Annotated in this window: 21 protein-coding genes; 10 read left to right on the top strand and 11 right to left on the bottom strand. The window is 29.5% G+C overall.

Annotated elements, in window-relative coordinates; translation table 11 throughout:
- Nucleotides 1–64: 64 nt before the first annotated feature.
- Nucleotides 65–1,072 (top strand): YeiH family protein, encoded by a 1,008-nt coding sequence (locus tag AC5M21_RS05515; protein ID WP_008787153.1) that lies wholly within the window; start codon nt 65–67, stop codon nt 1,070–1,072.
- A gap of 71 nt (nt 1,073–1,143) precedes the next feature.
- Nucleotides 1,144–2,562, top strand: coding sequence for a winged helix-turn-helix domain-containing protein (locus AC5M21_RS05520; RefSeq protein ID WP_373115780.1), 1,419 nt, complete (start codon nt 1,144–1,146; stop codon nt 2,560–2,562).
- A 36-nt stretch (nt 2,563–2,598) separates the two neighbouring features.
- Here AC5M21_RS05520 and AC5M21_RS05525 read toward each other — a convergent pair whose 3' ends face one another.
- From AC5M21_RS05525 to AC5M21_RS05550, 6 genes are all read right to left on the bottom strand, one after another.
- Nucleotides 2,599–4,728, bottom strand: coding sequence for a sensor histidine kinase (locus AC5M21_RS05525; RefSeq protein WP_008787155.1), 2,130 nt, complete (start codon nt 4,726–4,728; stop codon nt 2,599–2,601).
- A gap of 12 nt (nt 4,729–4,740) precedes the next feature.
- Complete coding sequence (locus tag AC5M21_RS05530; RefSeq protein ID WP_008787156.1) at nt 4,741–5,436, bottom strand: response regulator transcription factor; 696 nt, start codon at nt 5,434–5,436, stop codon at nt 4,741–4,743.
- 77 nt (nt 5,437–5,513) lie between these two features.
- Complete coding sequence (locus tag AC5M21_RS05535) at nt 5,514–6,203, bottom strand: TVP38/TMEM64 family protein (RefSeq protein WP_008787157.1); 690 nt, start codon at nt 6,201–6,203, stop codon at nt 5,514–5,516.
- Nucleotides 6,204–6,381: 178 nt separating this feature from the next.
- Nucleotides 6,382–7,317 (bottom strand): Rpn family recombination-promoting nuclease/putative transposase, encoded by a 936-nt coding sequence (locus AC5M21_RS05540; RefSeq protein WP_008787158.1) that lies wholly within the window; start codon nt 7,315–7,317, stop codon nt 6,382–6,384.
- 212 nt (nt 7,318–7,529) lie between these two features.
- Nucleotides 7,530–8,111 (bottom strand): HD domain-containing protein, encoded by a 582-nt coding sequence (locus AC5M21_RS05545; RefSeq protein WP_008787159.1) that lies wholly within the window; start codon nt 8,109–8,111, stop codon nt 7,530–7,532.
- Between the two features lie 49 nt (nt 8,112–8,160).
- Complete coding sequence (locus tag AC5M21_RS05550) at nt 8,161–8,817, bottom strand: YczE/YyaS/YitT family protein (RefSeq protein ID WP_008787160.1); 657 nt, start codon at nt 8,815–8,817, stop codon at nt 8,161–8,163.
- An 85-nt stretch (nt 8,818–8,902) separates the two neighbouring features.
- Here AC5M21_RS05550 and ybaK point away from each other — a divergent pair, with 85 nt between their 5' ends.
- The 5 genes from ybaK (at nt 8,903) to AC5M21_RS05575 (ending at nt 14,108) form a co-directional block, all read left to right on the top strand.
- A complete protein-coding gene (ybaK, locus tag AC5M21_RS05555) occupies nt 8,903–9,385 on the top strand; it encodes a Cys-tRNA(Pro) deacylase (RefSeq protein WP_008787161.1) in 483 nt (160 codons plus the stop codon).
- 173 nt (nt 9,386–9,558) lie between these two features.
- Nucleotides 9,559–11,253 (top strand): phospho-sugar mutase, encoded by a 1,695-nt coding sequence (locus AC5M21_RS05560; RefSeq protein ID WP_008787162.1) that lies wholly within the window; start codon nt 9,559–9,561, stop codon nt 11,251–11,253.
- A gap of 78 nt (nt 11,254–11,331) precedes the next feature.
- Nucleotides 11,332–12,009, top strand: coding sequence for a response regulator transcription factor (locus tag AC5M21_RS05565; RefSeq protein WP_017143957.1), 678 nt, complete (start codon nt 11,332–11,334; stop codon nt 12,007–12,009).
- Complete coding sequence (locus AC5M21_RS05570) at nt 11,999–13,771, top strand: sensor histidine kinase (protein ID WP_017143956.1); 1,773 nt, start codon at nt 11,999–12,001, stop codon at nt 13,769–13,771. The genes AC5M21_RS05565 and AC5M21_RS05570 overlap by 11 nt, the downstream gene beginning before the upstream one ends.
- Before the next feature lie 4 nt (nt 13,772–13,775).
- Entirely contained in the window at nt 13,776–14,108 is a 333-nt protein-coding gene (locus AC5M21_RS05575; protein WP_008787165.1) for a hypothetical protein, read from the top strand.
- Between the two features lie 28 nt (nt 14,109–14,136).
- Here the strand turns inward: AC5M21_RS05575 and AC5M21_RS05580 are convergent, their stop codons facing one another.
- The 3 genes from AC5M21_RS05580 to AC5M21_RS05590 are packed head-to-tail and all read right to left on the bottom strand — an operon-like array spanning nt 14,137 to nt 15,967.
- Nucleotides 14,137–14,919 carry a hypothetical protein gene (locus tag AC5M21_RS05580; RefSeq protein WP_008787166.1) on the bottom strand — a complete coding sequence of 261 codons (783 nt, stop codon included), beginning with the start codon at nt 14,917–14,919 and terminating at the stop codon, nt 14,137–14,139.
- The gene (locus AC5M21_RS05585) at nt 14,913–15,611 is read right to left on the bottom strand and encodes an ABC transporter ATP-binding protein (RefSeq protein WP_008787167.1); all 699 of its coding nucleotides are present in this window, start codon (nt 15,609–15,611) and stop codon (nt 14,913–14,915) included. Before AC5M21_RS05585 ends, AC5M21_RS05580 begins: the two co-directional genes overlap by 7 nt.
- Before the next feature lie 2 nt (nt 15,612–15,613).
- Nucleotides 15,614–15,967, bottom strand: coding sequence for a GntR family transcriptional regulator (locus AC5M21_RS05590; protein WP_017143955.1), 354 nt, complete (start codon nt 15,965–15,967; stop codon nt 15,614–15,616).
- 158 nt (nt 15,968–16,125) lie between these two features.
- Between AC5M21_RS05590 and AC5M21_RS05595 the strand changes: the two genes are divergently transcribed.
- The 3 genes from AC5M21_RS05595 (at nt 16,126) to AC5M21_RS05605 (ending at nt 24,463) form a co-directional block, all read left to right on the top strand.
- Nucleotides 16,126–18,033, top strand: a complete 1,908-nt coding sequence (locus AC5M21_RS05595) for an NAD(+) synthase (protein WP_008787169.1) — start codon at nt 16,126–16,128, stop codon at nt 18,031–18,033.
- A 141-nt stretch (nt 18,034–18,174) separates the two neighbouring features.
- The gene (locus AC5M21_RS05600; RefSeq protein ID WP_008787170.1) at nt 18,175–20,862 is read left to right on the top strand and encodes a PD-(D/E)XK nuclease family protein; all 2,688 of its coding nucleotides are present in this window, start codon (nt 18,175–18,177) and stop codon (nt 20,860–20,862) included.
- Nucleotides 20,852–24,463, top strand: coding sequence for a UvrD-helicase domain-containing protein (locus tag AC5M21_RS05605; protein ID WP_008787171.1), 3,612 nt, complete (start codon nt 20,852–20,854; stop codon nt 24,461–24,463). The genes AC5M21_RS05600 and AC5M21_RS05605 overlap by 11 nt, the downstream gene beginning before the upstream one ends.
- 401 nt (nt 24,464–24,864) lie before the next feature.
- Here the strand turns inward: AC5M21_RS05605 and AC5M21_RS05610 are convergent, their stop codons facing one another.
- Together AC5M21_RS05610 and AC5M21_RS05615 are read right to left on the bottom strand one after the other, a co-directional pair.
- Nucleotides 24,865–25,248, bottom strand: coding sequence for a hypothetical protein (locus AC5M21_RS05610; RefSeq protein ID WP_008787172.1), 384 nt, complete (start codon nt 25,246–25,248; stop codon nt 24,865–24,867).
- Between the two features lie 91 nt (nt 25,249–25,339).
- Nucleotides 25,340–25,759, bottom strand: coding sequence for an ATP-binding protein (locus AC5M21_RS05615; RefSeq protein ID WP_017143954.1), 420 nt, complete (start codon nt 25,757–25,759; stop codon nt 25,340–25,342).
- Nucleotides 25,760–25,812 lie beyond the last annotated feature (53 nt).

Genomic DNA, 25,812 nt, shown 5'->3' on the forward strand with positions numbered 1-25,812 from the left:
ATTTATAGTTAAATTATGGTAGAATGCATCTGAAGAAAGAAGGATTTATGGAGATGGGAATAGAATGAAAAAATTAAAAGAAATATTGCCAGGTTTTTTAGTATGTTTAGTTATAGGGTTATTGGCACAACAAATTGCTCAGTTTTTTCCTAGTATAGGAGCAGCACTGTTTGCTATTGGAATTGGGATGTTAGCAGGTAATACATTTTTAAATAATGATATATTTAATATAGGAACAAAGTTTTCTGAAAGTAGATTATTAGAATATTCAATTGTCTTAACTGGATTAACATTGCATTTAGCTGATATTATGGGAATTGGATTTGAGGGTGTTGGATTTATTGCTATTCAAATGACATTAACAATTTGTATATGTTATTTTATTGGTAAGAAATTAGGTTTCTCAAAAAAGTTTTCACTTCTTATGTGCGCAGGAAATGCTGTTTGTGGTTCATCTGCTATTGGAACAGTTGCACCGATTGTAGATGCTGATAGTAAAGATAAAGGCATTTCTATTACAATTGTTAATGTAACAGGAACAATTCTTATGGTTGTTCTCCCCTTTTTAACAGCTTTGTTATATAATCATGAAACATTAAGGACATCAGCTATGATTGGTGGAACACTTCAATCTATTGGTCAAGTGATTGCTTCAGCAGTCATGGTTAATGGAGATGTTGTTGAGTTTGCAACAATCTTTAAAATTGTACGTATTATTTTTGTTGTTTTTGTTGCTATATCATATTCAAGAATAAATTTAGAAGAACATCAATCACTATTTGCTAAAAAAGAAGGTATATCAGCAAAGGTAAAAGCAAAAGTTCCATGGTTTGTTATTGGATTCTTTATTTTAAGTTTAATTGTTAGTACTGGTATTATTCCAACAGTTATTTCAACAACTGCCAAAATGATAAGCAGCCAATTTGAGATTATTGCATTAGCAGCTATAGGAATGCGTGTCAAATTTAAAGATCTTATTAAAGAGGGACCAAAAGCTATGTTATATGGCTGTTTAACAGGTGGTTCTCAAGTTGTTATTGCCTTTATTTTAATAGCATTATTATTCCACTAAAAGTATTCACCTTTTGAATACTTTTCTTTATTTTATTTACTAAACAGTATATACTATAAAGGGTATAGGTGGTGATTTGGTTGGAAAAGGAACATATGTTGTATATGTATGTTTATCGTATGGTATTAAGTGATATATATAATGGGAAATATCAATTTCAGGATAAACTACCTACATTATTAGAACTATGCAAAATATATAGTGTGGGACGTAATACAGTGCGTAGTGCTTTGATACAATTACAAAATGATGGCTATGTCATTATGCAAAAAGGAGTTCAGGCAACCGTTTGTTTTCAACTAGATAGTTTTGAAAATCAAAGGCAGTATAAACAAGCTATCCAAGATTCGAGACAGATGATAATAGATATTTTTGAAACAATGGAATATCTTTTACCTAATATTAGTGTGGTTTGTTTGCATCGCATGACACCTGAACAGTTTTTTGAACTTGAAAATAAAGTGAATCAATTTTCTATAGATTGCATTAAAAGTGAAAAAGAGATGATTCAGGAACTATATAATATTTATTTATATGCTTTTTCAATCTTAGATAACAGTCTTTTAAATGACTTATTCATTACATTTATGTCTTCAATTTATCAACCATTGGTTGATACAGAAGATGCTCATAGTGAATTAAAAAGAAATATTAAACTTATCCAAAGAACATTAAAGTTCTTATTAAAATTTGCAAATAGACAAAATGACTTTATGGTGAAACATATAATTGCCATTATGTGTAAATCAAATGCAAAAATTGCCCTTAAATATATTGATGAATTATGTGAAGATATGGATGTACAAAATGAGAAGCAGTTTGTATGGGTAGGTTATCGCAATCAGGATTATCTCTATGTGCAAGTTGTATTAAAAATACTAAGTGCTATTCAACATCAAACTTATGTAAAAGGAATCTCATTACCTTCGATTGCAAAACTATCTAAACAATATGATGTTAGTGAAAAAACAGTAAGGAAAGCTTTAGATGTTTTAAGGGAGTATTGTGTTATTGAGACAATTAATGGGGTTGGGTCTATAGTTATTGTTGATAATCATTATGATAAATCAGTACTGTTCAATAGCCCTTCTTTTCAGGAAAATATGAAAGTCTTCTCTGAGTCATTAGAGCTTATTTCATTAATATTACCAATAATGATGATGAAGGTTTTAGAGAGTGCTTCTTATCAAGATTTGGTAAGTATCAAAGATAAAACAGAAGCTGATTCATTATTAACCTTAGAACCTCTTTATGATTATGTTGCTGCCCATTGTAATCCTTGTCTTAAAACTATTTTTGAAGAACTCAAGAAACCAATGGGATGGAATATATTTGTAGGTCGTGTTGTTCATTATTCAGCTTATGATTTAAAAGAACATCATAATGAATATTTTAATGCTATTCTATCAAGAGATACTTATCGATTATGTCAAATTGTCGATTCTATTTTTCGATCATCATTAAAAACTTTACAGTTACATATGAAATAAGCAGGTATCATTCAGTGATACCTGCTTATTGTTTTACTATTTATAAAAAGTAATAATTGATTTGAAAAGGTCTCCATCTAACTCAACAGTAAAACGTCCACCTTGTAATTCTGTAAAGCTCTTCACAATAGCAAGACCAAGTCCAGAACCACTTGTATTACGCGATTGATCACCTTGAACAAATCTTTCAACTATTTCATTTTCATTAAATCTCATTTCTTCAGCTGAAATGTTTTTAAAAATAATTGTTACAGAATCATCATTTTCTATCACATCAATGTAAACCCTTGTATGCTCTAAGGCATATTTACTAATATTGATAAATAGATTTTCAAATATTCTATATGTTTTTGAACTATCTAGATGACAAATCATCTTTTCTTCTGTAAAAGTCGTTCTTAAATCTAAATTTTTCTCAGATAATTTATCTTCACACTCTAATTGTGCCTGTTTAATTAAAGCAACGATATCAACATCTACATAATCTAGTCTAATATCTCCACTATTTGCTTTACTAACTTCAAATAGGTCTTCAATGAGATTCTTTAATCTTAATGAATTTCTCTCAAGAATCTGTAAATAATGCTCATGATCATCATCAGTTAAATGAGGATTTTTTAATAAATCAACATAAGTAATGATAGATGTGAGAGGTGTTTTTAAATCATGTGAAACGTTAGAAATAAGTTCAGTTTTTGTTTTTTGCGACTTCACTTCCTCTTGCACAGCTTTTTCAAAACCATCTCTAATATGTGAAAACTCATCTTTTAAAGGATTAAAGATTCCAACATCTTCATTAATTTCCACATTAAAATTACCATTAGATAACTGTTGTGTTGCATTTAATAATACTTGATATTGTTCTTTGATTTGATTAAATTTCTTTTGCAGAATAACAAAGATGATAACAGAATAAATACATGCAAAGAATATTCCAAAAACAAAGAATATACTAATACCAGTAATAATAATAAAATTAAATAAAACAATTTTTAATACTGACTTATTCACTTCATCACTTAAATCAAAATCTATAACTTTGTCAATAATCTTTTTACTGTTTTTTATCAACCATCCTGTACACGTATTTTCCATGAAATATCTTTTAAAACCTTTGCAATAAAGATATTTAATCATATAAGCCAAAATCATAAACATGAGATAGAAGATAAACCAAAGTCCGATATTGAAAATAGGTGTTAATATATCAGAGAGATTTTGAATACCAAAGCGAGAAAAGAACTCGCCCATAAGATTTTGTGTAGTTGCTATAACCAAATAAGGAGATATAATGTAAAGCGTTGATGTTACCGTACACCAAATAAATGCCAATATAATAAATTTAATACGAGAAATAAATTGCAGAAATTTATTTTCATTAAGATAATGCATTGGTATTATAAAAATCATACACATCACAATAAATAGACAAGTTAATAAATATGGTAATGAAAATCTAAAATAATCAGTATTACCAGGATTATTTATATATAAAGATAATTGACTCCCAGATTGCAGTGTTTTTGGAACTGCATAGGTTATTGTTAAATTTTTAGGATTATTATATTTAATTGTTGAAATAATTTCATTATCATCTGAATAAAAATTTTCTTCATTACCTGAATGTGATTGATAATTCAATCTCTTCTCATAAGGTATTTCTATCCCATCTTTTGTAAAATTAACAAATAGAGAACCATCTTTATCAAATTGAATCTGAATATACCATTGGTATTTCTCTTGTAGTTCTTTGTTGCTCATAATTGAACTTAAATCATCATTAGTATTTGCAGAGTGAATTTGTGATTCATTATCAACAGCTTGATAATAAAGATCTGTTTGCTTCTCTAATTGACGTATGCTTTGCTTGATTTGATACTGAAAGTTCTCTTTAGCATCCATAACATCTTGAGTATTGTCTTTACCAATAATTTGCAAATACTCTGAAGTATTAAAATCTTTATTCTTTTGTGTTTTAAGTTGATAATCAATTGGATAATTATATTCTGATATCAGATCTACAACGTAAGAGGTTATAGTATTAGCATCTCGATTATCCTTGTTAATTGCTTCTTGTATCATTGGATAACACATATATGTTCCAATACTTGTTGCAAAAAGGATCAAGATCATAATCACATGAACAATATATTTTTTCTTTTTCATAGTTTTCCTGCCTTATTTTTCAATTTTATATCCTACGCCCCAAACAACTTTAAGGTAGCGAGGATTCTTTGGGTCAATTTCAATTTTTTCTCTTAGATTACGAACATGGACCATAACAGTATCTGTACTAATAGCATCTTCTTGCCATACACTTTCATAAATGTTATCAGCTGAAAAAACCTTACCAGGATATTCCATGAGTAATTGTAAGATCTTAAATTCTATAGGAGTGACTTTTATGATTTTTCCTTCAACAGTCACCTGTTTTGTATCTAAATTAAGTTCTAAGCCACCAACAACATAACTGTTTTCATGCTGCTGATCTAAAATAACGTTTAAATAACGAGAATAACGTCGCAATTGAGAGGAAACTCTCGCCAATAATTCCATTGGAACAAATGGTTTTGTAACATAATCGTCTGCACCAATATTTAAGCCAGTAATTTTATCTATATCTTCTGATTTGGCTGAAAGCATGATAATAGGGAAGTCATAGTTTTCCCTAACTTTCATAGTCATTTGTATACCATCCATTATAGGCATCATAATATCAACAATTGCTAAATGAATTGTTTGATTTGAAATAATATTTAATCCCTCTTGTCCATTATTTGCTTTATACACATGATATCCTTGTGTTTTTAAATAGATTTCTATTGCATCACAAATCTCAATTTCATCTTCAACAACCAAAACATTATATTCCATAATCATAATCCCTCACTTTTCTTCCTTATTATACTGAATTTCTGAGAAGAAATGTAGAGGCTAAAACGAAAGAATTTCTAAAGATTATAACCAATCTCTTTCTTTGTAGTTATTTTTCTATAAATATAAATTCCAATTAATGAAACTATTGCTGTGATTACAAAGACTATAATAGAAAATATATAATTTTCTACACCAATAGCATGACCTCCAATTGTACTTGTAATAATGGATGGAATTCTTGCTATGGTTGTAATAAATAAAAATGTAGATAATTTCATATCTGTGAGCGGTATGAAATAAGTCATTATATCTTTTGGTGTACCAGGTATAAAGAAAATAATGAAACATAATATATTTCTTTTTTCTTTATTTTTTAAAAATTCAACTTCATTGACTTTATCTAATCCTATAAGTTTATCAATAAAACGTATACCACATTTTTTAACAAATAAATAAATTATTGATGAACCAACTGCACTACCAATCATACATATAATCATCCCGACTATTGGACCATAGATAAAACCAGCCATAATTTCAATGATTTCACCAGGTAGAAAAACAAATACAACTTGTAAGGTCATAATACCTATAAGTAACAATTGTCCACCAATTCCATAACTTTGTAACTGTGTACGTAAAACTTGTGGGTCTTTAAGAATATCCATTAGTGGTTGATATAATAATAAACATGCGAGACCCATAACTAAAAAACATATGAATATAAAACTCAATTCTTTTTTCTTTTGCTTTAAATATTGCATTGTACATCACTCCTTACTGACAATGTTATTATGCACATTCTTTTGAAAGTTCAACTGGCTAATTTTGAAAAGAAATTCTTAAGAAAAAATAAAGAAAGCGGTTATCACAATTGTATTTTGAAAATAAAAAATCTTATGCCAGCCTATGAGAATAGCATAAGATCTTAATTCTATTTATTTAATTGAAGATATTCATGATATCTTCTTCAGTTCTTGCATTCAGTATAGTAAGTGTTACCTGATTAAGTTCATCAGTTGTACTGTTCTCTAATTTCATAATCAATTCATCTGATATGACTCCAAATTTGCTTTTTAGGAGTGTAAGTAATAGTGAAACTTTTCCCTTCATTTCTCTTTCTTTGACATATTCATCAAATACAGCACACATATTTATTTCCTCACTTTCTTCTTTTTGTATCTTGATACCAAATTTCTTGTTTCCTATAACTGTTGCTACAACAACTACGACTTCCTTTGTTAATATCATATCTCTTAGACTTTCTAAATTCCTATCCCATTGATAGAACTTTTGTACTGCCTCTATCATCATGATATTATCTGGATGATTTAACTGACTGACATCAATATCCTTAATATCATAGATATGTCCATACCAATCGTTTATTAAATACTTATATATGTATGGAATGACCATTCTTTCTGTTAAGGAATAAGGCTGTCTCCATTTCTTATCACCATAGTAAAGAACACAGGTCACAACAGGTATTGGATAGAATGATTTTCTAGAAGTAATGTTTACCATATGAAATTGCTGATTGTATGTAATCGTATCATAAACTAATATCCGAAAGGGCATGGTATAATCAATTGTCTGCTGATTTTCAAGTCCAATCAATATAGGAGCATCGGTATGATTGACTCTCATTATAATATCTCTGGCTTTGCTGACACTGATATTCATAGCTTTATGATGAAAAACAGTAGAACTATTAGAGTCATAGAGAGATAGGTTTTCATTGTACAATATAGTTTGTCCGTGAAAGAGAAGACAGTTGATAAGATCAGCAAAACGATCTTTTCGTTTAAAGAAGTCCTTAAGAGTTGGATCAGGTGTCGTGTCTGATAGAACATTATGATGAGTCACAGTATACATAAATACCTCCTTAATAAAATGAAAGAGGCATATTCTAGATATATCATAACACAAAGATTGCTAAAAGAAAATATATATAGAAAAGAAAATCATGCCTCTTACTATATATATTCATATTTTTTTTGTATTTTTCTTTTTTATTCTGTAAAAAGTTAAAAATAAAAAATGGTCAATCCTTTTACAGTTTGAACCATTATAACATATAAGAAAAATTAGTTTTTACCTTCAATAAAATATGTGGCTTCCATATCAGCAGTTGATAAAGCAAAGGCTAATGGGAACATCTCAAATGCAGCACCAACATTACGAGCATCTTCACTACCTGAAAAGCCCATATGGTAGCGAATTGCAAAAGCTTCTTCCCTTGTTAAACGCATATAGCCGCTAATCATATAGACACTTTTCTCACCATGTCCATATGGTAGAGTATCATTGTATTCAAATGTTGGAACCTGTTTCCATTGACCATTTTCTTTAACATTTCTTGTTCCTTTTTTATAACAATTAATCTTGCACAAATCGTGCAACAAAGCCACAATAGCAATACTCTCATCATTATAATTTAAACCATAAGTTGTTTTAACCCTTGTTCTTTCTAAATAGTCTTTGAGACAATCATAAACATTTAAACTATGTTCAACTAATCCACCATCGTAATTTCCATGATATCTAGCACTAGCTGGTGCATCAAAAAAATCAGAACTATGTGACATTAAATATTCTAATAATTTATCACTACCTTCTCGATGAATATATTTCTTATAAACTTCAATAAATCTTTCCTTATTATTCATGACCTCACATCCTTTTTCAAATTATAACAAATTTAAACAAAAAGTACATCTATTCATATACCTTTTGTTTAGAGAAAATTTGCACTGTTGTTTCTAATAGACTTTCTTGTTTGACCTTTCTAAGGTCTAAATGGAATATCTTTAATGTGAATTGTAGAATGAACCCAATACCAAAAACACAAATAAGAGTCCCTATTCCTACTGGAGCACCCAGCATAAATCCAATAATAAAAACACTTATTTCAATAATGGCTTTAATTGTACCTATAGACATATGATTTGATTTTTTAGCAATTGCGATTAACATCGCATCACGAGGACCTACACTTAAACCAGCACTGGTATATAAATAGACACCAAAAGATTGAATAAATAAACTAGTAATAAGTAATATAATTGCAAGCGGTAACGATGTTATTTGTGGAATAAATTCAAAAGATAAAAATAAATCTGTTGTTTTACCAATAATCATAATATCCAACAATGTGCCAAATCCAATGGGTTGTTTAAGAATAATATCAATGAACAATACAAATATACCAGTTAATAATACAACGGTACCATATTGAATAGGTAATACATTTGTTATACCTAATGCAAATGTATCCCATGCATTAACACCAATTCCTGATTGGATACTTAATGTTGCTCCAAATGCAAAAACAGGCATAGATATCAATAATCTTATAAATCTCTTTGAATACATATTTTTTCTCCCTAATGCTTTCGTTTTTATCTTATCAATATTATAATGAAGGTAATGTAAAAAGCAAGATAAGTAGGTGTAAATAATGAAGAAAGTCAAAACAAATGTATTAAGAATACTTGAGCAAAAACATATTGATTATGAAACAAGAGAATATGATTATGATGATGAACATCTAAGCGGGCAGTATATAGTTTCACAAGTTGATTTACAGGCAGATGAAATTTATAAGACCTTAGTTTTAAGTTGTCATAATGGGTATCTTGTTTGTTGTATTCCGATATTAGAAGAGATTGATTTAAAAAAACTTGCGAAGGTTAGTGGGCATAAGAGTGTATCAATGATCCATCAAAAAGATTTATTCAATGTAACAGGATATATCCGTGGTGGGTGTTCGCCTATTGGAATGAAAAGGACATTTAAAACATATTTTCAAGAAGACATGAGCCATATGAACAAAGTTGCAGTTAGTGCTGGAAAACGTGGGTTGCAAGTGATAATAGCTCCAGAAGAATTAAGGAAATGTGTGAATGGGGAATATGCAGATGTGATGAGAAGAGGAAAATAAAGGTTCTTAAACTGTTAATTAGGTCTTAGACACGAACGAAGTGATGGAGTTACAAATATATATTGATAGAAATGTATAAATGGAGGTTTAAGAAAAATGTTTTTATTTATCATGTTATTTTTATGGCTTTCAATTATAAGCTTTGATATAATTAAACTAAGAGGTGAATAGATATGGATTACAATACAAATTATGAAAGATGGTTCAATTGTGAAACATTAGATCCATCATTAAAAGCAGAGTTAATTGCAATGAATGAAAAAGAAAAAGAAGATGCTTTCTACACTGATTTAGAATTTGGAACTGCTGGGATGAGAGGAATACTTGGAGCAGGAACGAACCGTATGAATATTTACACAATAAGAAAAGCAAATGTTGGATTTGCTAAGTATATTTTAGGTTTAGAAAACGGTAAGGAGAGAGGCGTAGCTATTGGTTATGATAATAGACACATGTCATATCGATTTGCAGTTGAAAGTGCAAAAGTTTTAGCAACGTTTGGAATCAAATCATATATCTTTGAAAGTTTAAGACCAACACCAGAATTATCTTATGCAGTTAGGTTTTTAAAATGCGCAGGAGGTATTATGATTACAGCATCACATAATCCTAAAGAGTATAATGGGTATAAGGTTTATGATGATACAGGTTGTCAATTGATTCCAGAATGGGGAGATATTGTTGTTAAGTACGTTAATGAAGTTGAAGATGAATTGGGTGTAGAAGTTTGTAGTAATGAAGAAGCTTATCCATATATGACTTGGATTGGTGAAGAAGTTGATGAAGCTTATTATAAAGAAGTTATGGGTATTGAGATTAATCCAGGTATGGATAAGAGTGGGTTTAAGATTGTTTTCTCACCACAACATGGAACAAGTAATATTCCTGTTAGAGAATGTTTAGGACGTTTAGGATACGATGTAGTGCCTGTATTGGCACAATGTGCTCCTGACCCAGATTATACAAATACAAAATCTCCTAACCCTGAAGTCGATATGGCTTATGAACTGGCTATTATCAAGGCTAAAGAAGTTGGAGCGGATGTTGTAGTTATTTGTGATCCTGATGGAGATAGATTGGGTGTTGTTGCAAAACATGATGGCAAGTATGTTTTAATGAGTGGTAATCAATCTGCTGCTGTTTATTTGGAGTATATTTTAAGTCAAATGAAAGAAAAAGGAACGTTGCCTGATAATGCAGTGATGTATAATACAATTGTCACTTCTGATTTAGGTGAATTGGTAGCAAGAAGTTATGGTGTTGATGTGGAAAAAACATTAACTGGATTTAAATTTATTGGGGATAAGATTAGAAAATATGAAAAGACTGGTGAAAAACAATTTGTCTTTGGATATGAAGAGTCTTATGGTTGTGTGATCAAAGATTTTGTAAGAGATAAAGATGCTGTTCAGGCGGTTTTAACTGCTGCTGAAGCTGGTAATTATTATAAGAAACAAGGTAAAGATTTAGTTGATGTCTTAAATGAACTCTATGAAAAACATGGAACATTCAAAGAAACGCAAATTGCTTTATCTAAAGCAGGAGCTGCAGGAGCTGCTCGTATTAAAGAGATTATGGATAATCTAAGAAAAGAAGCTCCAACTACAATTGCCAATGTCAAAGTGGTTGCTAGTGAAGATTATCAAGCAAGTATTCGCTATGAAGATGGAAATGAAGTGACAATTGATTTACCAAAATCTAATGTGTTAAAATATTATCTGGAAGATGGTTCTTGGATTGCTGCTAGACCAAGTGGAACAGAACCAAAATGTAAATTCTATTTCTCTATTAAAGGTCATAATGCAGAAGATGCTGCAAGTAAAACTGAGGTTTTCCATAAGGCCGTGTTAGAAATGATTGGTGAGTAAAGGGTTGGATTCCAACCTTTTTCTTTTACACAAATTTTACACAGGTCAACTATACAATAAAGATAGGAGGTAGGGATGATGTATACTATTTTATTAATAGAAGATGATATTGATATTCGTTCTATAATCAAAACATATTTTAAAAAGAGGGATATAGTGATCATTGAAGCAATAGATGGATTTGATGGATTATCAAAGCTAAATAATTCTACTGATCTTATTTTATTAGATATTATGATGCCTGGTATTGATGGCTATGAAGTATGTTATCAAATTAGACAAAGTTCTCAATGTCCTATTGTTTTTATGAGTGCATTAAGTGAAGAAGAAAATCAATTAAAAGCTTTTCAATATGGGGGAGATGATTACATATCTAAACCATTTTTACCTTCAGTTCTTTATGCAAAGTGTTTAGCAATATGTAAAAGACAGCAAAATACACAAAGTGAAACAAAGAATTTTGGAAAATTAAATATCGATTATTTGAATCATCAAGTTTGGCTAGAGAATGAGGAATTATCTTTAACACATAAAGAATATCTTTTATTAGAATATTTAACTAAGAATGCTTATCAACTCTTATCTCGTGAACAGATTTTAGACGCTTTATGGGGTTATGATTATTATGGAGATGCGAGAGCAGTTGATACTTACATTAAAAAAGTGAGGAAAAAACTAGGTAAATATCAAGGATATATCCAAACAGTTTTTAAAGTTGGATATGTATTTAAAGGAGGTGAGGATTGTGAAACATAAAATAAGTGTAAAAATTTTTATTATTATGATGATTGGATTTATATTGATATTAGCAATTTCAATGAAATTAAATATTGATGCACAAACACAGTTATATTTAAATAATGTATCTACATCACAGGATATTAATAAAAAAATGGACGACATTAAGCGTGTTTATGATATTTCGCAAAACACCCCCGTGTTAAGTTATCAAGACATATTAGATAAAGTGAATTCTCAAAAATTTAAGGAAAGACTAAAAACTTATGAATTTTATCAATCAAGTATTTTTATTGTAAGTCATACATTTAAAGATTCGCAATATAATCCTCATAAAATCATAGATTATTCATTGGGATCACCTTATAAGGATAATTATATTCAGATTATAGATAATGTAAATGGAGGATGGATATATGTTTCAATTGAACAATTATCTACATCTCAAAAGTTTAGTTTATTGGATTATTTGATCCTACACTTAAATAGCGATGAAGATATAACTGTAGATTATAGAATAGAAAATAATCAAATTGTTTATTTGAAGTGGGATAAAAGTTCATTTGGAATTGCTTCTCAAAGTGACCAGAAGACTTATATAAATGAATTTTGTATCAAAGGGCAAAGAGTTTTACAAGATCCTGTCACACAGAAGATGTTTATTATAGATGTTAATGAAATGAAATCGCAAGTAGAACAAATGATGAATTTTTCCTATGGAACAGGAATTTATAGTACAGAAATTAAAAAAATTAAGAATAATTATTACTTTTTAAGTGCTTCAGCATTAGGGTGGGATAAAAATAATACATCTGATGCAAGTGTGCATAGTGTTATTGTTAATGTATCTCATAATTTAGATAATTATGTTCTTCAACAGTATCTTCATCAAAATATATGGTTGTATATTATGGCGTTTGTTATTGCTGTATTTATTTCACTTATATTGTCTTATATGATTTCTAAACCTATTAGAAAAGTAGAACAAGCTGCTTTAAAAATTGCGAATCAAGAATTTGATGATGCTATTGTTATAAAATCTAAGGATGAAATTGGTAGTCTTGCACATAGTATAGATCTCATGAGGAAGCAATTAAAAGAAAATATAGTTCAATTACATTTAGAAATTGATAAAGTTAAAGAATTAGAGTCATTAAGGAAAGACTTTATTAATCAGTTTACACATGAAATGAAAACGCCATTAGGAATTATTAATGGTTATAGTGAGTTGATTGATGAAACTGATAACAATGAAGAAAGAGAAAAGTATTTAGATATTATTAATAGAGAAACAGCAAGAATTAATGCTCTTATTCAATCCATGTTAAGTTTATCTCGCTTAGAAGCAGGAAAAGTAGAATTAAAAAAACAAAAGTTTGATTTAGAGGACATTGTCACAGAAATTATAGATGAGTATGAGATTTTATTTATGAAAAAGAATATACATGTCGTTGTCCATAAAAAAGATTCAATCATATATGCTGATTGCCAACTCATTGAAACAGTACTTCATAATTTTATATCAAATGCTATTAAACATACTTATCAAAATGGGAATATTATTATTAATATAGATAATGGAGTATCTGTTTATAATGATGGAGACTTGATATTAGAAGATAGACTTGGTCAAATTTGGTATACATTTGTAACTCATGATAAAGAAGGGAGTGGTTTAGGACTTGCTATTTGTCGTTCTATTCTAGAACTCCATGATTTTGAGTATGGTGTTCAAAATAAAGAACAAGGAGTTGAATTTTATTTTAAAAATAGGAGGTGATGATATGAAAATTCTAAAACCATTCATTTTTGCCTTAGGATTCGTACCAGCAATCTTTTATTTTTCTATCACACTTATGCTTTTATTTAATTCAATACCTTTTTTAACTTTAATTCCTGCTATTATCATTTCAATCTGTTTAATTCTTGCACCTATTTATTTAGTAAAGGATAATCAAGCAAAATGGATTGGATTTATAACTGTTGGTATCATTGTTATAAGTTTATTTATAGAAGCTGCTTCTCCTTATGCTTTTTCATCAAGTTTTTCAGTAGGGATGGGTATTGCAGCCTTGCTGTTTTTTACACTTTATTATTTTATTCAAAAGAAATGTTAAAAGGTCATCGCGAGATGACCTTTATTTTTTATTCAATTTCAATATGATGATCAATTATATAAATTGTTCCAATTGTAAAGAGAACCCCAAATAAAATATAATATAAATTACTAGTTATTAATGTCACAATATCTGTTCCAGCTGACATAAAAGTTGAAGTTGAATCTCCAAATAACACTCCTGATAGCCAGCCTATAAAGAAGTTAATTGCAAAATAAATAATGACTCCAAATATCAATTGATGTTTTCTAAACCATTTTGTACGCACAATTGTTAAAGAGAAGAAGATTCCTCCAACAAGAATTAATAATTCTGCAAAAACCATAATAACATTATTTAAGAATTCAATTGGATAATGTGTTAAATATTCTACAAAACTTTCAAAAAACATTCTAAAGAATTCAAAGAAACTACTAAGATTAAATGCATTTTCTCTAACCGATACAACAACAGCCATCATAGAAAAACCAAGAACCATAACAAACATTGCAATAATAAGCCAAATCATTGTTGTTAACACTTTAGATAAAATAAGTTCTGTCGTAGATACAGGCAATGTTAATGTCAAGTAGCCAGGTCTTTTAAACATAGAACGATCATAATTAACAAATATACTAATAAATAGTGCAAACAAAATACCAATAATTAAAAACGAGAACCCTAACCCAAAGACAACTGATACAATTGGAAGACTTGTGAGAAATCCATCCATAAAAAATGGTAATAAAATGCATCCTGCTAAAAATACAACAAAAGCAATAAAGAAGGTACGCATTGAATGAATAAATTCATATTTCATTAATTTTAACATTTAAATTCCTCCCTAAAGATTTCATCAATCGAAGCTTGTCTTTTTTCTCTTAAACTTTCACTATCTTCATGCAATACAACCAACCCTTTTTTAATAAAGATAACTTCATCAAAAATCTTTTCAATATCAGAGATTAAATGTGTTGATAATAACACAATTGCATCTTCTGCATAATTGCTTAAAATAACATCCAAAATCAGATCTCTTGCAGCTGGATCTACTCCACCTATTGGTTCATCTAAAATATAGATTTTTGCTTTACGAGACATCACAAGTGTTAATTGAAACTTTTCTTTCATTCCTTTAGAAAGTTCTTTAATTTTAACACCTTTTTCTAAATCCATTCTTTCCATTAATGATAGAGCTTTATTAAGATCAAAATCTTTATACATATCATTAAAAAGATTTAAAGCATCTGTTGTTGTCATCCAATTTTCAAAATATGGTTCATCAGGCAAATAAGAAATTAATTCTTTTGAGTGAACTCCAATTGGTTGACCATCAATCGTAATATGACCTGTGTAATCTTTTAATAAACCATTTAAAATCTTAATTAATGTTGTTTTTCCACTTCCATTTGGTCCAAGTAAACCAATGATTTTCCCTCCTGATAAATTTAAATCAACATTTTTCAAAACTTCTTTTTTACCATATGACTTACTTAAATTATGAATCTCAATTAATTCTGCCATACTTATTCCTCCTCATCAAGATATCTTATGATATCTGCTTTACTAATCCCTAACATTTTCATACGTTCAACAAATTGATGAACATCTTCTTTAACTAACTGATTCTTACAATCATCAATCAACTTCTGATTATCTGCCACATATCTTCCTACAGCTCTTTCAGTACGAATAAAGCCTTCTCTTTCTAGTTCTGCAAAAGCTCTTTGTACTGTATTAGGATTGACTCCTAACTCTAAAGCTAGTTCTCTTACAGAGGCTATTTTATCACCAGGTTGCAAAGTCCCGTTCATAATCTTAAACTTTAATTTATTGACAACCTGTAAGTAGATAGGAACATTGGCTTGAAAATCACCCATATCCATCGCTCCTTACTGTATTAATACACTAATACAGTAACACAGAGGTTTATATTTGTCAACAAAATATATAAATATTATCTACATTATTACTACAAACATTATTTTTGTTTATACTAATAATATATGCTATAATAAATGCAATTGGAGGAGATATTATGAAAGACGGATTTGTGAGAGTGGGTTGTGCAAGTTTTGATATGAAACTAGGAAATGTTAAAGCAAACGCTGATCAAATTATTAAATATGCACACAAGGCAAGCGAAGAACATATAAAGATTCTGCTTTTTCCTGAACTTTGTTTAACAGGGTATACAATTGAAGATTTATTTTATCAAAAACGTGTTCTTAATGAAGTCACTCAACAACTCGAACATATATTGGATGCAACATATGAATTAGATTTATTTATGGTTATTGGTGCACCTTTCATACATATGAATAAATTATATAATTGTGCAATTGCACTATGTGGAGGAGAAATTTTAGGTGTTATTCCTAAAACTTATATTCCTACATATCATGAATTTTATGAGGGACGTCATTTTGCAAGTGCACCTCAAGAATGTACTGAAATTATGATTAATGGAGACTATATATCTTTTGGTACTGATATTATTTTTGAATCTTTTCATCATGAACATTTAAAAATTGCAGTAGAGATTTGTGAAGACTTGTGGGCTCCTTTACCACCTAGTACAAAACATTGCTTAAATGGAGCTACCTTAATCTTAAATCCTTCAGCAAGCAATGATCTAACATCTAAGTCAGACTATCGTCGTCTCTTGGTTTCTTCTCATAGCGCAAGGTTAATTTGTGGCTATGCTTATTGTAATGCGGGATTAGGCGAATCAACAACTGATGTAGTTTTCAGTAATCATCATATTATTGCTGAGAATGGTACTTTATTAGAAGAATCCGTGCAATATGAAACTGGGCTCATTTATTCAGACATCGATCTTGATAAATTAGTAAGTGAACGTATTGAAATGTCTACTTATGAGACACGAAATGATCATTATCATTTCATTCCCTTTGAAATAGATACAGAGGATTTAGAATTAGAACGTTATTACAATCCTTATCCATTTGTGCCTAGTGATACTGAGCAACGTGCAATGCGCTGTAAAGAAGTCTTTGATATTCAAATGCATGGATTAATTCAAAGATTAAAAGCTGCTCATATTCAAAAAGTTGTGATTGGTATATCAGGAGGACTAGATTCAACACTTGCTCTCCTTGTTGCAAGTATGGCTTACAAGAAATTAGGTTATCCATCACAGGATATCATCGCTGTTACAATGCCTTGTTTTGGTACAACCTCAAGAACTAAAAACAATGCCTTAAAAATGATGGAAGAATTAAAAGTTACTTCATTAACTGTTGATATTACTGCAGCTGTTAAACAACATTTTAAAGATATTCATCATGATGAAAATGTCCATGATGTGACTTATGAAAATTCACAAGCAAGAGAAAGAACTCAAGTTCTTATGGATATTGCTAATCAAGAAGGTGGTATTGTTATTGGGACTGGAGATTTATCTGAAGTTGCTTTAGGTTGGTCAACATATAATGGTGATCATATGAGTATGTATGCAGTCAATGTCTCAGTTCCAAAAACATTAGTTAGGTATTTGGTTGACTATGTTTCAACACTCTATAAAGGTCAGCCACTAGAATCTGTTTTACAAGATATTTTAGATACACCTGTTTCACCCGAATTATTACCTGCCAAAGATAACGAAATCGTACAAAAGACAGAAGATATTGTAGGTCCATATGAACTTCATGATTTCTTCTTATATCATCATGTCAGATTTCATTATGAGCCTCGTAAACTTTATCGTATTGCCTGTTTGGCATATCAAGAAAAATATGATCAGGAAACAATCAAAAAATGGCTAACATTATTCTATCGTCGTTTCTTTACACAGCAATTTAAACGCTCTTGTATTCCTGATGGACCGAAAGTTGGTAGTGTTGCTTTAAGTCCAAGAGGAGATCTAAGAATGCCAAGCGATGTCAATGTCAACGCCTGGTTAGAAGAATGTGAAAAATTATAAACCTGAAAAGCCAAGGAAAAAAACTTGGTTTTTCTTTATCTAGAATTGAACAACCTCAGGTCATTTTCTTATTCACTTTATTTATAAACTTCCTTTTTCTTTCTGCCCATTTTCATGTATAATAAACAGGAGGTGAGTCATATGCGTGTCATTAATGGTTTAAATTATTCTTATAAATTAAAAGAAATGGTTAAAGAATGTTATGAAAAAGCGATGCAACATCCCTTTGAAATATATCTTTTTATTGCTGAGGATCCAGATATTGTTGAACAGTTATTTTTTCAACATACTCATTATCTCGTTAACATTGAGATTATGTCTTGGTCAAAATTTATTCAACAGTTGATTGTTGAAAATCATTTAACAAAACATCATGTTTTGACACATACTGAATGGGTTTATTATCTTCGTGATATCTTAAATACTGATAAATTCCATTGTTTTAGCAACGATCAGCCATATCCATTAATTGATAAGTTTATTCCTTTAATAAAAGCCTATGATCTGAATCAAACTGATTATTCACAAGACATTATTAAAAATCTTAAACTCAAAGATTTTATTCATTTATATAAAGCCCTCAAAGAACACTGTGATGAATTCACTCATATAACAGCTGAAGGTTTCTTAAATCAACAAGATTTGTATTCATCTTATCAGCATATCTACATAGAAGCAGATCATCATATTGAAGCAGTAAAACAAACCCTTATCCATCAGCTTGCAATACAAAATGATATAACTCTACTTTACACACATCAACCTGACCAGCGTCTTATGAATCTTCCTTTTCATGAATTATGCAAAGAAGCATTAACACTCAATGAACCAACTCATATATCTGAATATCTTTTTACTCAAAAAAATACAGTCTCTTCTACAAATGAACATTATTTTACATTTATTGCACCAACTCCACATCAAGAAGTGAAAAGAGTCATATATTCAATTCAACAAAAAATTGTTGATGAAGGGCTACACTACCAGGATTTTATGATTGTTTATCCTAATTCATCTTATATTCATTTATTAGTAGATACTCTAACAGTTCTCAACATCCCCCATTCATTATCTATGACATCTTCATGTGTATATGATAAAAGTTATCAAAAAATAATATCAGCTCTTGATTGTATCCCAGATTCTTCAATAAGCGATATTGCTCATCAGCTTCATCAAGAAGAATTAGAAAAAGATTATTATGAATATTTAGAAAGTCTTTTTGATTATTTTGATATAATAACAGCTCAAGAATTTAAAGAATTCTTTACAGCGACTTATATTCATAACCATCAGGAAAAGTCTAATACATTAGACCAAATAAAAATATGTACAATCGATAAGGTCAAAACAGCACAACCAAAACATATCTTTTTCTTAGGTTTAAATGAAACAATTTTCCCTGCACTTATTAAAGATACTGGTTTATTGTTAGATGAAGATATTCAATTATTGAGAAAGTTCCAAATCACGACGCCTCTCAATACAACTGAACAACTAGGAGCTCATCATAATGATATCTTAAAAGCTTTACTCCAGCCTGCTATAAGTATGACTTTTTCATATTGTAAACAAACACTCTCAGGAGAAACACTATTACAATCATCACTATATAAAGAATTGGAAAATCTATTGACATTACATCCCGCTTTTGAACTCAACTATTTACCTTTGGATGATTATTATCTTTCAGGTGGGCTTATTACTGAAAAAGAATTGCTTAACAAAAATATTCAAGATTATATACATTCACATAATCAGCCTGTACAATTATCTAGAGAAACTGTAGAAAAACTTTATAGTCCTACTCTGTCTGTTAGTCAAATTGAAACTTACAATAAATGTCCTTTTCAGTATTTTGTTCAATATGGATTAGGTATATATCCTACAAAAGAGTCACAATTGCTGCCTAATGAATTGGGTAGTCTTGTTCACTATGTTCTTTCTATTAATATAGATCAACAAGTTGATATAGGAACTATAGTTGATAATTATATTTTACAAGATGAAAATCTCCAAACAAAGATTTCCAATTCTCATATTAATCAATATTTTATTGAACAACTTAAGAAAGATTTAGAAATGACTTTAACAGTCTTAAAAAGACAATTAAAGATTTCACAATTTCAACTCCATGATAAAGAAAAGAAAGTTCAACATGATATACAGGGGATGCATTTTAAAGGATTCGTTGATAGAATTGATCAATATCAAAACTATGTTTCTATTATTGATTATAAATCAAGTGCCAAAGATATTGATATTAATCTTGCGATTCAGGGATTTCATATTCAAATGTTATTATACTTAAAAATGGTCACTGAACTTTATCAAAAAGATCCAGGTGCTGTTTTATATTTCAACACCAAAAAAAGGATACTTTCTGTGAATCAGAATATGAGTGAACCAGTTGATGAAAATGAGTTTTATAAACAATATCGTTTTGGTGGTTATGTTGTTGATGATGAAAGTCATACTGTTATTTCAGCAATGGATCCAAATTTTGATAAAAAATCAGATATTATTAACGTCACTTATGTAAAATCTAGAAATGAATATAAAGGACAAATTTTGACACCAAAACAACTTAAGCGATTATTAGAAGAAATTGAGAAACATATTTATACACTTTATCAAAAAATGTTAGAGGGATGTATAACGATCACTCCTAAAGGAAGTGATCAGAGTGCAACTCATGCGATAGTCAATCCATGTCGTTATTGCCCATATCATAGTGTCTGCGGTTTTGATGTCTTTTATAATGATTATGATATGGTTAAGTTTTTAGATATTCAATCAATATTAGGAGGGGAAGAAGATGCCGTTTAATGAAGGACAATTAAAAGCTATCCAGCAAAGAGATGCATCTATTCTTGTCAGTGCTCCTGCTGGTAGTGGAAAAACAAAAATCTTAGTGAGTCGAATTGTTGAACTTTTAAAAGAAGGTTATGAAATTTTTGATTTCCTTGTTTTAACTTTCACTCAGGCTGCTGGTAATGAGATGAAACAAAGGTTATCAGAAGAACTTCATCAACTTGTTTCGACTGATATAGATTTAACTTTAAAAGAACATTTAGAAAAACAAATTCTTAATCTTCCTCATGCTTATATGACTAACTTTCATGGGTTTTGTAATTTGTTATTAATGAAATATGGTTATCTTGTTAATGTCATGCCTGGCTTTGAAATTAATAGTGATCCATCAATGATTAAAAAAGCAGTTCTTCAAGAATGTTTAGAGAAATGGATTCTTGAAGAGCATATAAAAGAATTTTTATCATTATATTTTCCTGGTTATTCTCTTGATGCTTTTTCTTCTTTATTATTGTCCATTGATGAACTTTCACATTCTATTGATGATTTTTATGGTTTTGTTGACCATATGAAGAAACAGAATTATGATACTCTCTCATCGGCTTTAGAAGAATGGCCATTATTTCCATATCTCAAACAGATCTTTTATAATGAAAGTGTTTTGGCTTTAAATAAATTAATTGAACTTAAATATTATGCTGAAAATCATAATCTCACAGATTTTTATGAAAGACCTGACGAACAAACTGAAAAGAATCAAGAATTACCAATTCCCTTTGAAGCATATTATGATTATTTGGATGAAAGAATCAAAGTTTTTTCACAACCCATTACATATGATACATTGGTAAGCATGGCTTCTTCATCAGTACCTAAAGCTTATAATATGAACTGGAAAGAAATTGATCCAGATACAAAAAAAACATTTACAAAAATGAAAACAGATATTCTTTTGTCTTATAATAAATCTGTGAAGACATATTTAGAAGAGGATCCAGATGATTTTGTAAGAAAACTCCAAATAAGTTATCAAGCTATTGATATATTAATCAGTGAAGGTCATTTACTCAATCAATTTCAGAATGCTTATCAAGAAAGAAAGAAACAATTAAACCAATTAGATTTCTCTGATTTAGAAAGATATGCTCATCAATTATTAGAACCTCAATATGGTATCGTTGATGTGTTGTATCATCGTTTAAAAGAAATTATGGTAGATGAATATCAAGATACTAACCAAATCCAAGAATCATTATTATTAAAGATATCTGAATATCAGCAACCAGCTATTCCTTTGTTTATGGTTGGAGACATGAAGCAATCAATTTATCGATTTAGACAGGCTGATCCACAAATCTTCTCTGATAAATATGACACATTCTCATTGTCTGATGAAGACTGTCAAAAGACTCATACGAGAAGAATTGATTTGGTGTTTAATTATAGATCTTCTAAGATTGTTTTAGATTCTATTAATTATATTTTTAATCAAATTATGGATAAAGATATTGGTGGTTTAGAGTATTATCTAGATGATAGTGCAAGACTTAATTATGATTATGTAGGGAAAGAAAACAATCAAAAGGAAAGCGCAAGAACCCGATTTTTCTCTGAAAAACATCTTGCTACTGAAATCCTTATTGATATCTATAATCCAGCTTCTTCTTTAGATAAAGAACAATATGAGGCACATATGGTTGCTCAAAAAATACTAAAACTTAAGCAAGAAATGAAAATTCAAAATAAACCTGTTGATTTTAAGGATATGGTTGTTTTAATGCGTTCAACAGTTTCCTTCTTAACCTTTAAAAAGGTTTTTGATTTATATCAAATTCCAAATCATATTGTTTTATCACAAGGTCTTATGAATTCTAATGAGATAGAAAATATGATGACTTTTTTACAGGGATTGGCTCATCCATATGATGATATTGCTTTGTTAAGTATTTTAAGACAGCCATATACAATGAGCAATATTGATATGGAAACAATTGCAAAACTGAGAACTGATCATAAAGAGATATCTCTTTATGAATGTTTAAGTTTATCTTCTGATAAACGTGTTATTGACTTCTTAGATATATTTAATGAACTGAGATTATATAGTTATACTCATTCACCTTATGAGGTTTTAAAAGAAATTTATCGTTTAACTGATTACCCACTCTTTGTTTCAAAGCTTATTAATGGTTCACAACGTAAATCAAATCTTGATTTATTTTTAGAGATTGTTCTTCAGACTCAAGAACAGAATCCTTATCTTGCTGAGTTAATTGAAACATTAAAAAATTCATCAGACTTTGCACCTGCACAGTCATCTTCGGAAAGTGATAATGTTGTTGAGTTCATGACAATTCATAAATCTAAAGGTTTAGAATTTCCAATTGTTTTTGTATGTAATATGCATAAACAATTTAACACTCAAGATAGTAAAGAAAGAATGATGATAGATAAGCGTTTGGGGATCGCATTAAAGCCTCGTATGAGAAAAAACACAGAGAATCTTAATAATTTGATTATTGAATATGAGAATTGTTATAGAAATATGATAGCGAGACGTCAGTTAGATGAATCTATTAATGAAGAAATGCGTATTTTTTATGTTGCATTAACTCGTGCTTCTCATAAATTAATCCTGACAGGTGTGCTTAAAAGTATTGATGAGATTGCAGCCTTGCAAGAAAAACTATTGGTTAATGAAAGTCCCGATATCTATCATCGTGAAAATGCTGGTACCATCTTATTATATGACCGTTTACGTAAAACAAATAACTACTTATCATGGACACTCTCATCAATTCTACGTCATCCTCAGATTATTGAACAATGTCTACAAATTGAACAACTCAAACAAAGAGCACAATTATTAAAAAAGTATCATTTTGAAAAACAAATGACACTTGATTCAACTGAGCATGCTATGTTTTGTTTATTCCTAACCGATGATCAAACAATAGAACAGTCTATTCCAAAACGCCAAAAAGAAAGTTTAACAATGAATGGAACTATACAAGAACACTATCGTTCTTTCAAATATCCATTTGATTTAGAAAAACCAAAAACAATGTCTGTTACTCAACTTCAAGCGATTGCTGATGATCATTATTTATCATTGGCTAAGGATGAAGAAACAGCATTAATGACAGCTACTGACAAAGGAACACTTGTCCATCTTTTATTAAGTCATTTGTCTTTCCAGGAAGATCATATTGAACAACTGATTAATCAGTTATATGAAAACCATTTATATAATGAAGATGGTAGACAAGTTTTACTTGCCTATCAAGACCAAATATATGGTTTTATCCATAGTGATTATTATCAAATGATTAAAGAAGCATCTTATATTTATAAAGAGAAACCATTTTCATATTATGATAAAAATCTTGATCAAGTTATACATGGTATTTTTGACTTAGTTTTTGTCTATAAAGATCAACTCTATGTCCTTGATTATAAAACAGATCGTATTTCTAAAAATAATAGTGAAGATGCATTAATTGAAAAACATAAAGTTCAATTAAATTACTATCAAAGAGTCCTTAAAGATATGTATAAGCAAGATATTAAAGCTATTGTTTATTATTTACATATTTCAAAAGGGGTAGAATTTTAATTAACTTCTTTTTATCAGTAATGAATGAAAGGGAATAGATAATGGCATACTTGAATTATCACTAGAATTATAGTATTATCCTAGTGATGAAGATATAGTCATGGATAACATGGCAAAGGAAAAAACAGAAGTGGTTACTTCTGGTTTTTTTGTGCTTATTCCTGGTTATTATACTCACTTCCTATTCAGCCGCTTACATATGCAATCTACCAATATACCCGTAATTACAGATGTTACAATAGTTATGAGTGAAGATATAATCACTTCAATTAACATGTCTATGATCTCCTCTATTGTGGAGTTCCAGCAACATCATTATTGTATCTTAGAAATAGCTATTACTTGTCGCAAGCTAATTCCTAGCTTTCAATTTATAAATAAAAAAGATACAGATTGTATCTTTAAAAATATCTTCTTCTCTTGTTTTTATAGGAATATTTATATGACATAGATAATGTCGTTTTATTTTGAGAAACTATATATAATCCTATACATTCACATCCTGATATGAGTGCAAGGATAGGTGTAAAATCTGTGAGAATATCTAAATGAAGATTTGAAATACCTAGAATTGTAGCTACAGCAAAAATAACAAGGCTTAAAATCATGCCTAATTTCATCATAACAGTCCCTTCCGATTTTTGTAAACATAAAAACCATAAACCAATGGTAATTCCTATAACGAGTGCTTCAAACACAAGCTTTTGTGGTATTGTTACAAATTGCATAATACTTATAAAAATAATTATCAAATATGGTAAAAGAATACCTACAATTTTATTCATCACAAAACACCTCCATGATATTTAATTATAGTGGAGTTATCTCTATCATGCAAGAAAAAACGCTAAGATTTGACATAACAATAAAAGTCCCTTAACAGGACTTTTTGTTTATAGTGATTGTAAACTTTACACCTCTTGATGTATTTTCTACATAATATCCATAATGATGAAGATCTAAAATTGTTTTGCAAATAGCTAGTCCTAGACCTGTCCCTTCACGATCACTTGAGACATATGTATCCCATATTCTATTCATTTGATCTACTGAAATGAATTCTCCTTCATTTTCAATAGATATAATATTCTCATTATATACAATATAAATATGTTTATTTTTTGGTGTATGCTTAATAGCATTGCTCAAGAAATTCTTAATAACCATTTGCATACGTACAACTATAAAAATCTTGACAAAAAGTTGCCAAACAAAAACTAATAAAATCTCTAGCGTTTTGCTCCCTATAAGGGTGGGGGAAGTTGTCACAAAGATTCTTTGCAATTTCTTTATCATTCGCAAACTCAACTAAATCGGTAATTCCACTCTATAAGTTGCATTTTTCTTCT

Source organism: Coprobacillus sp. (genome assembly GCF_984815275.1).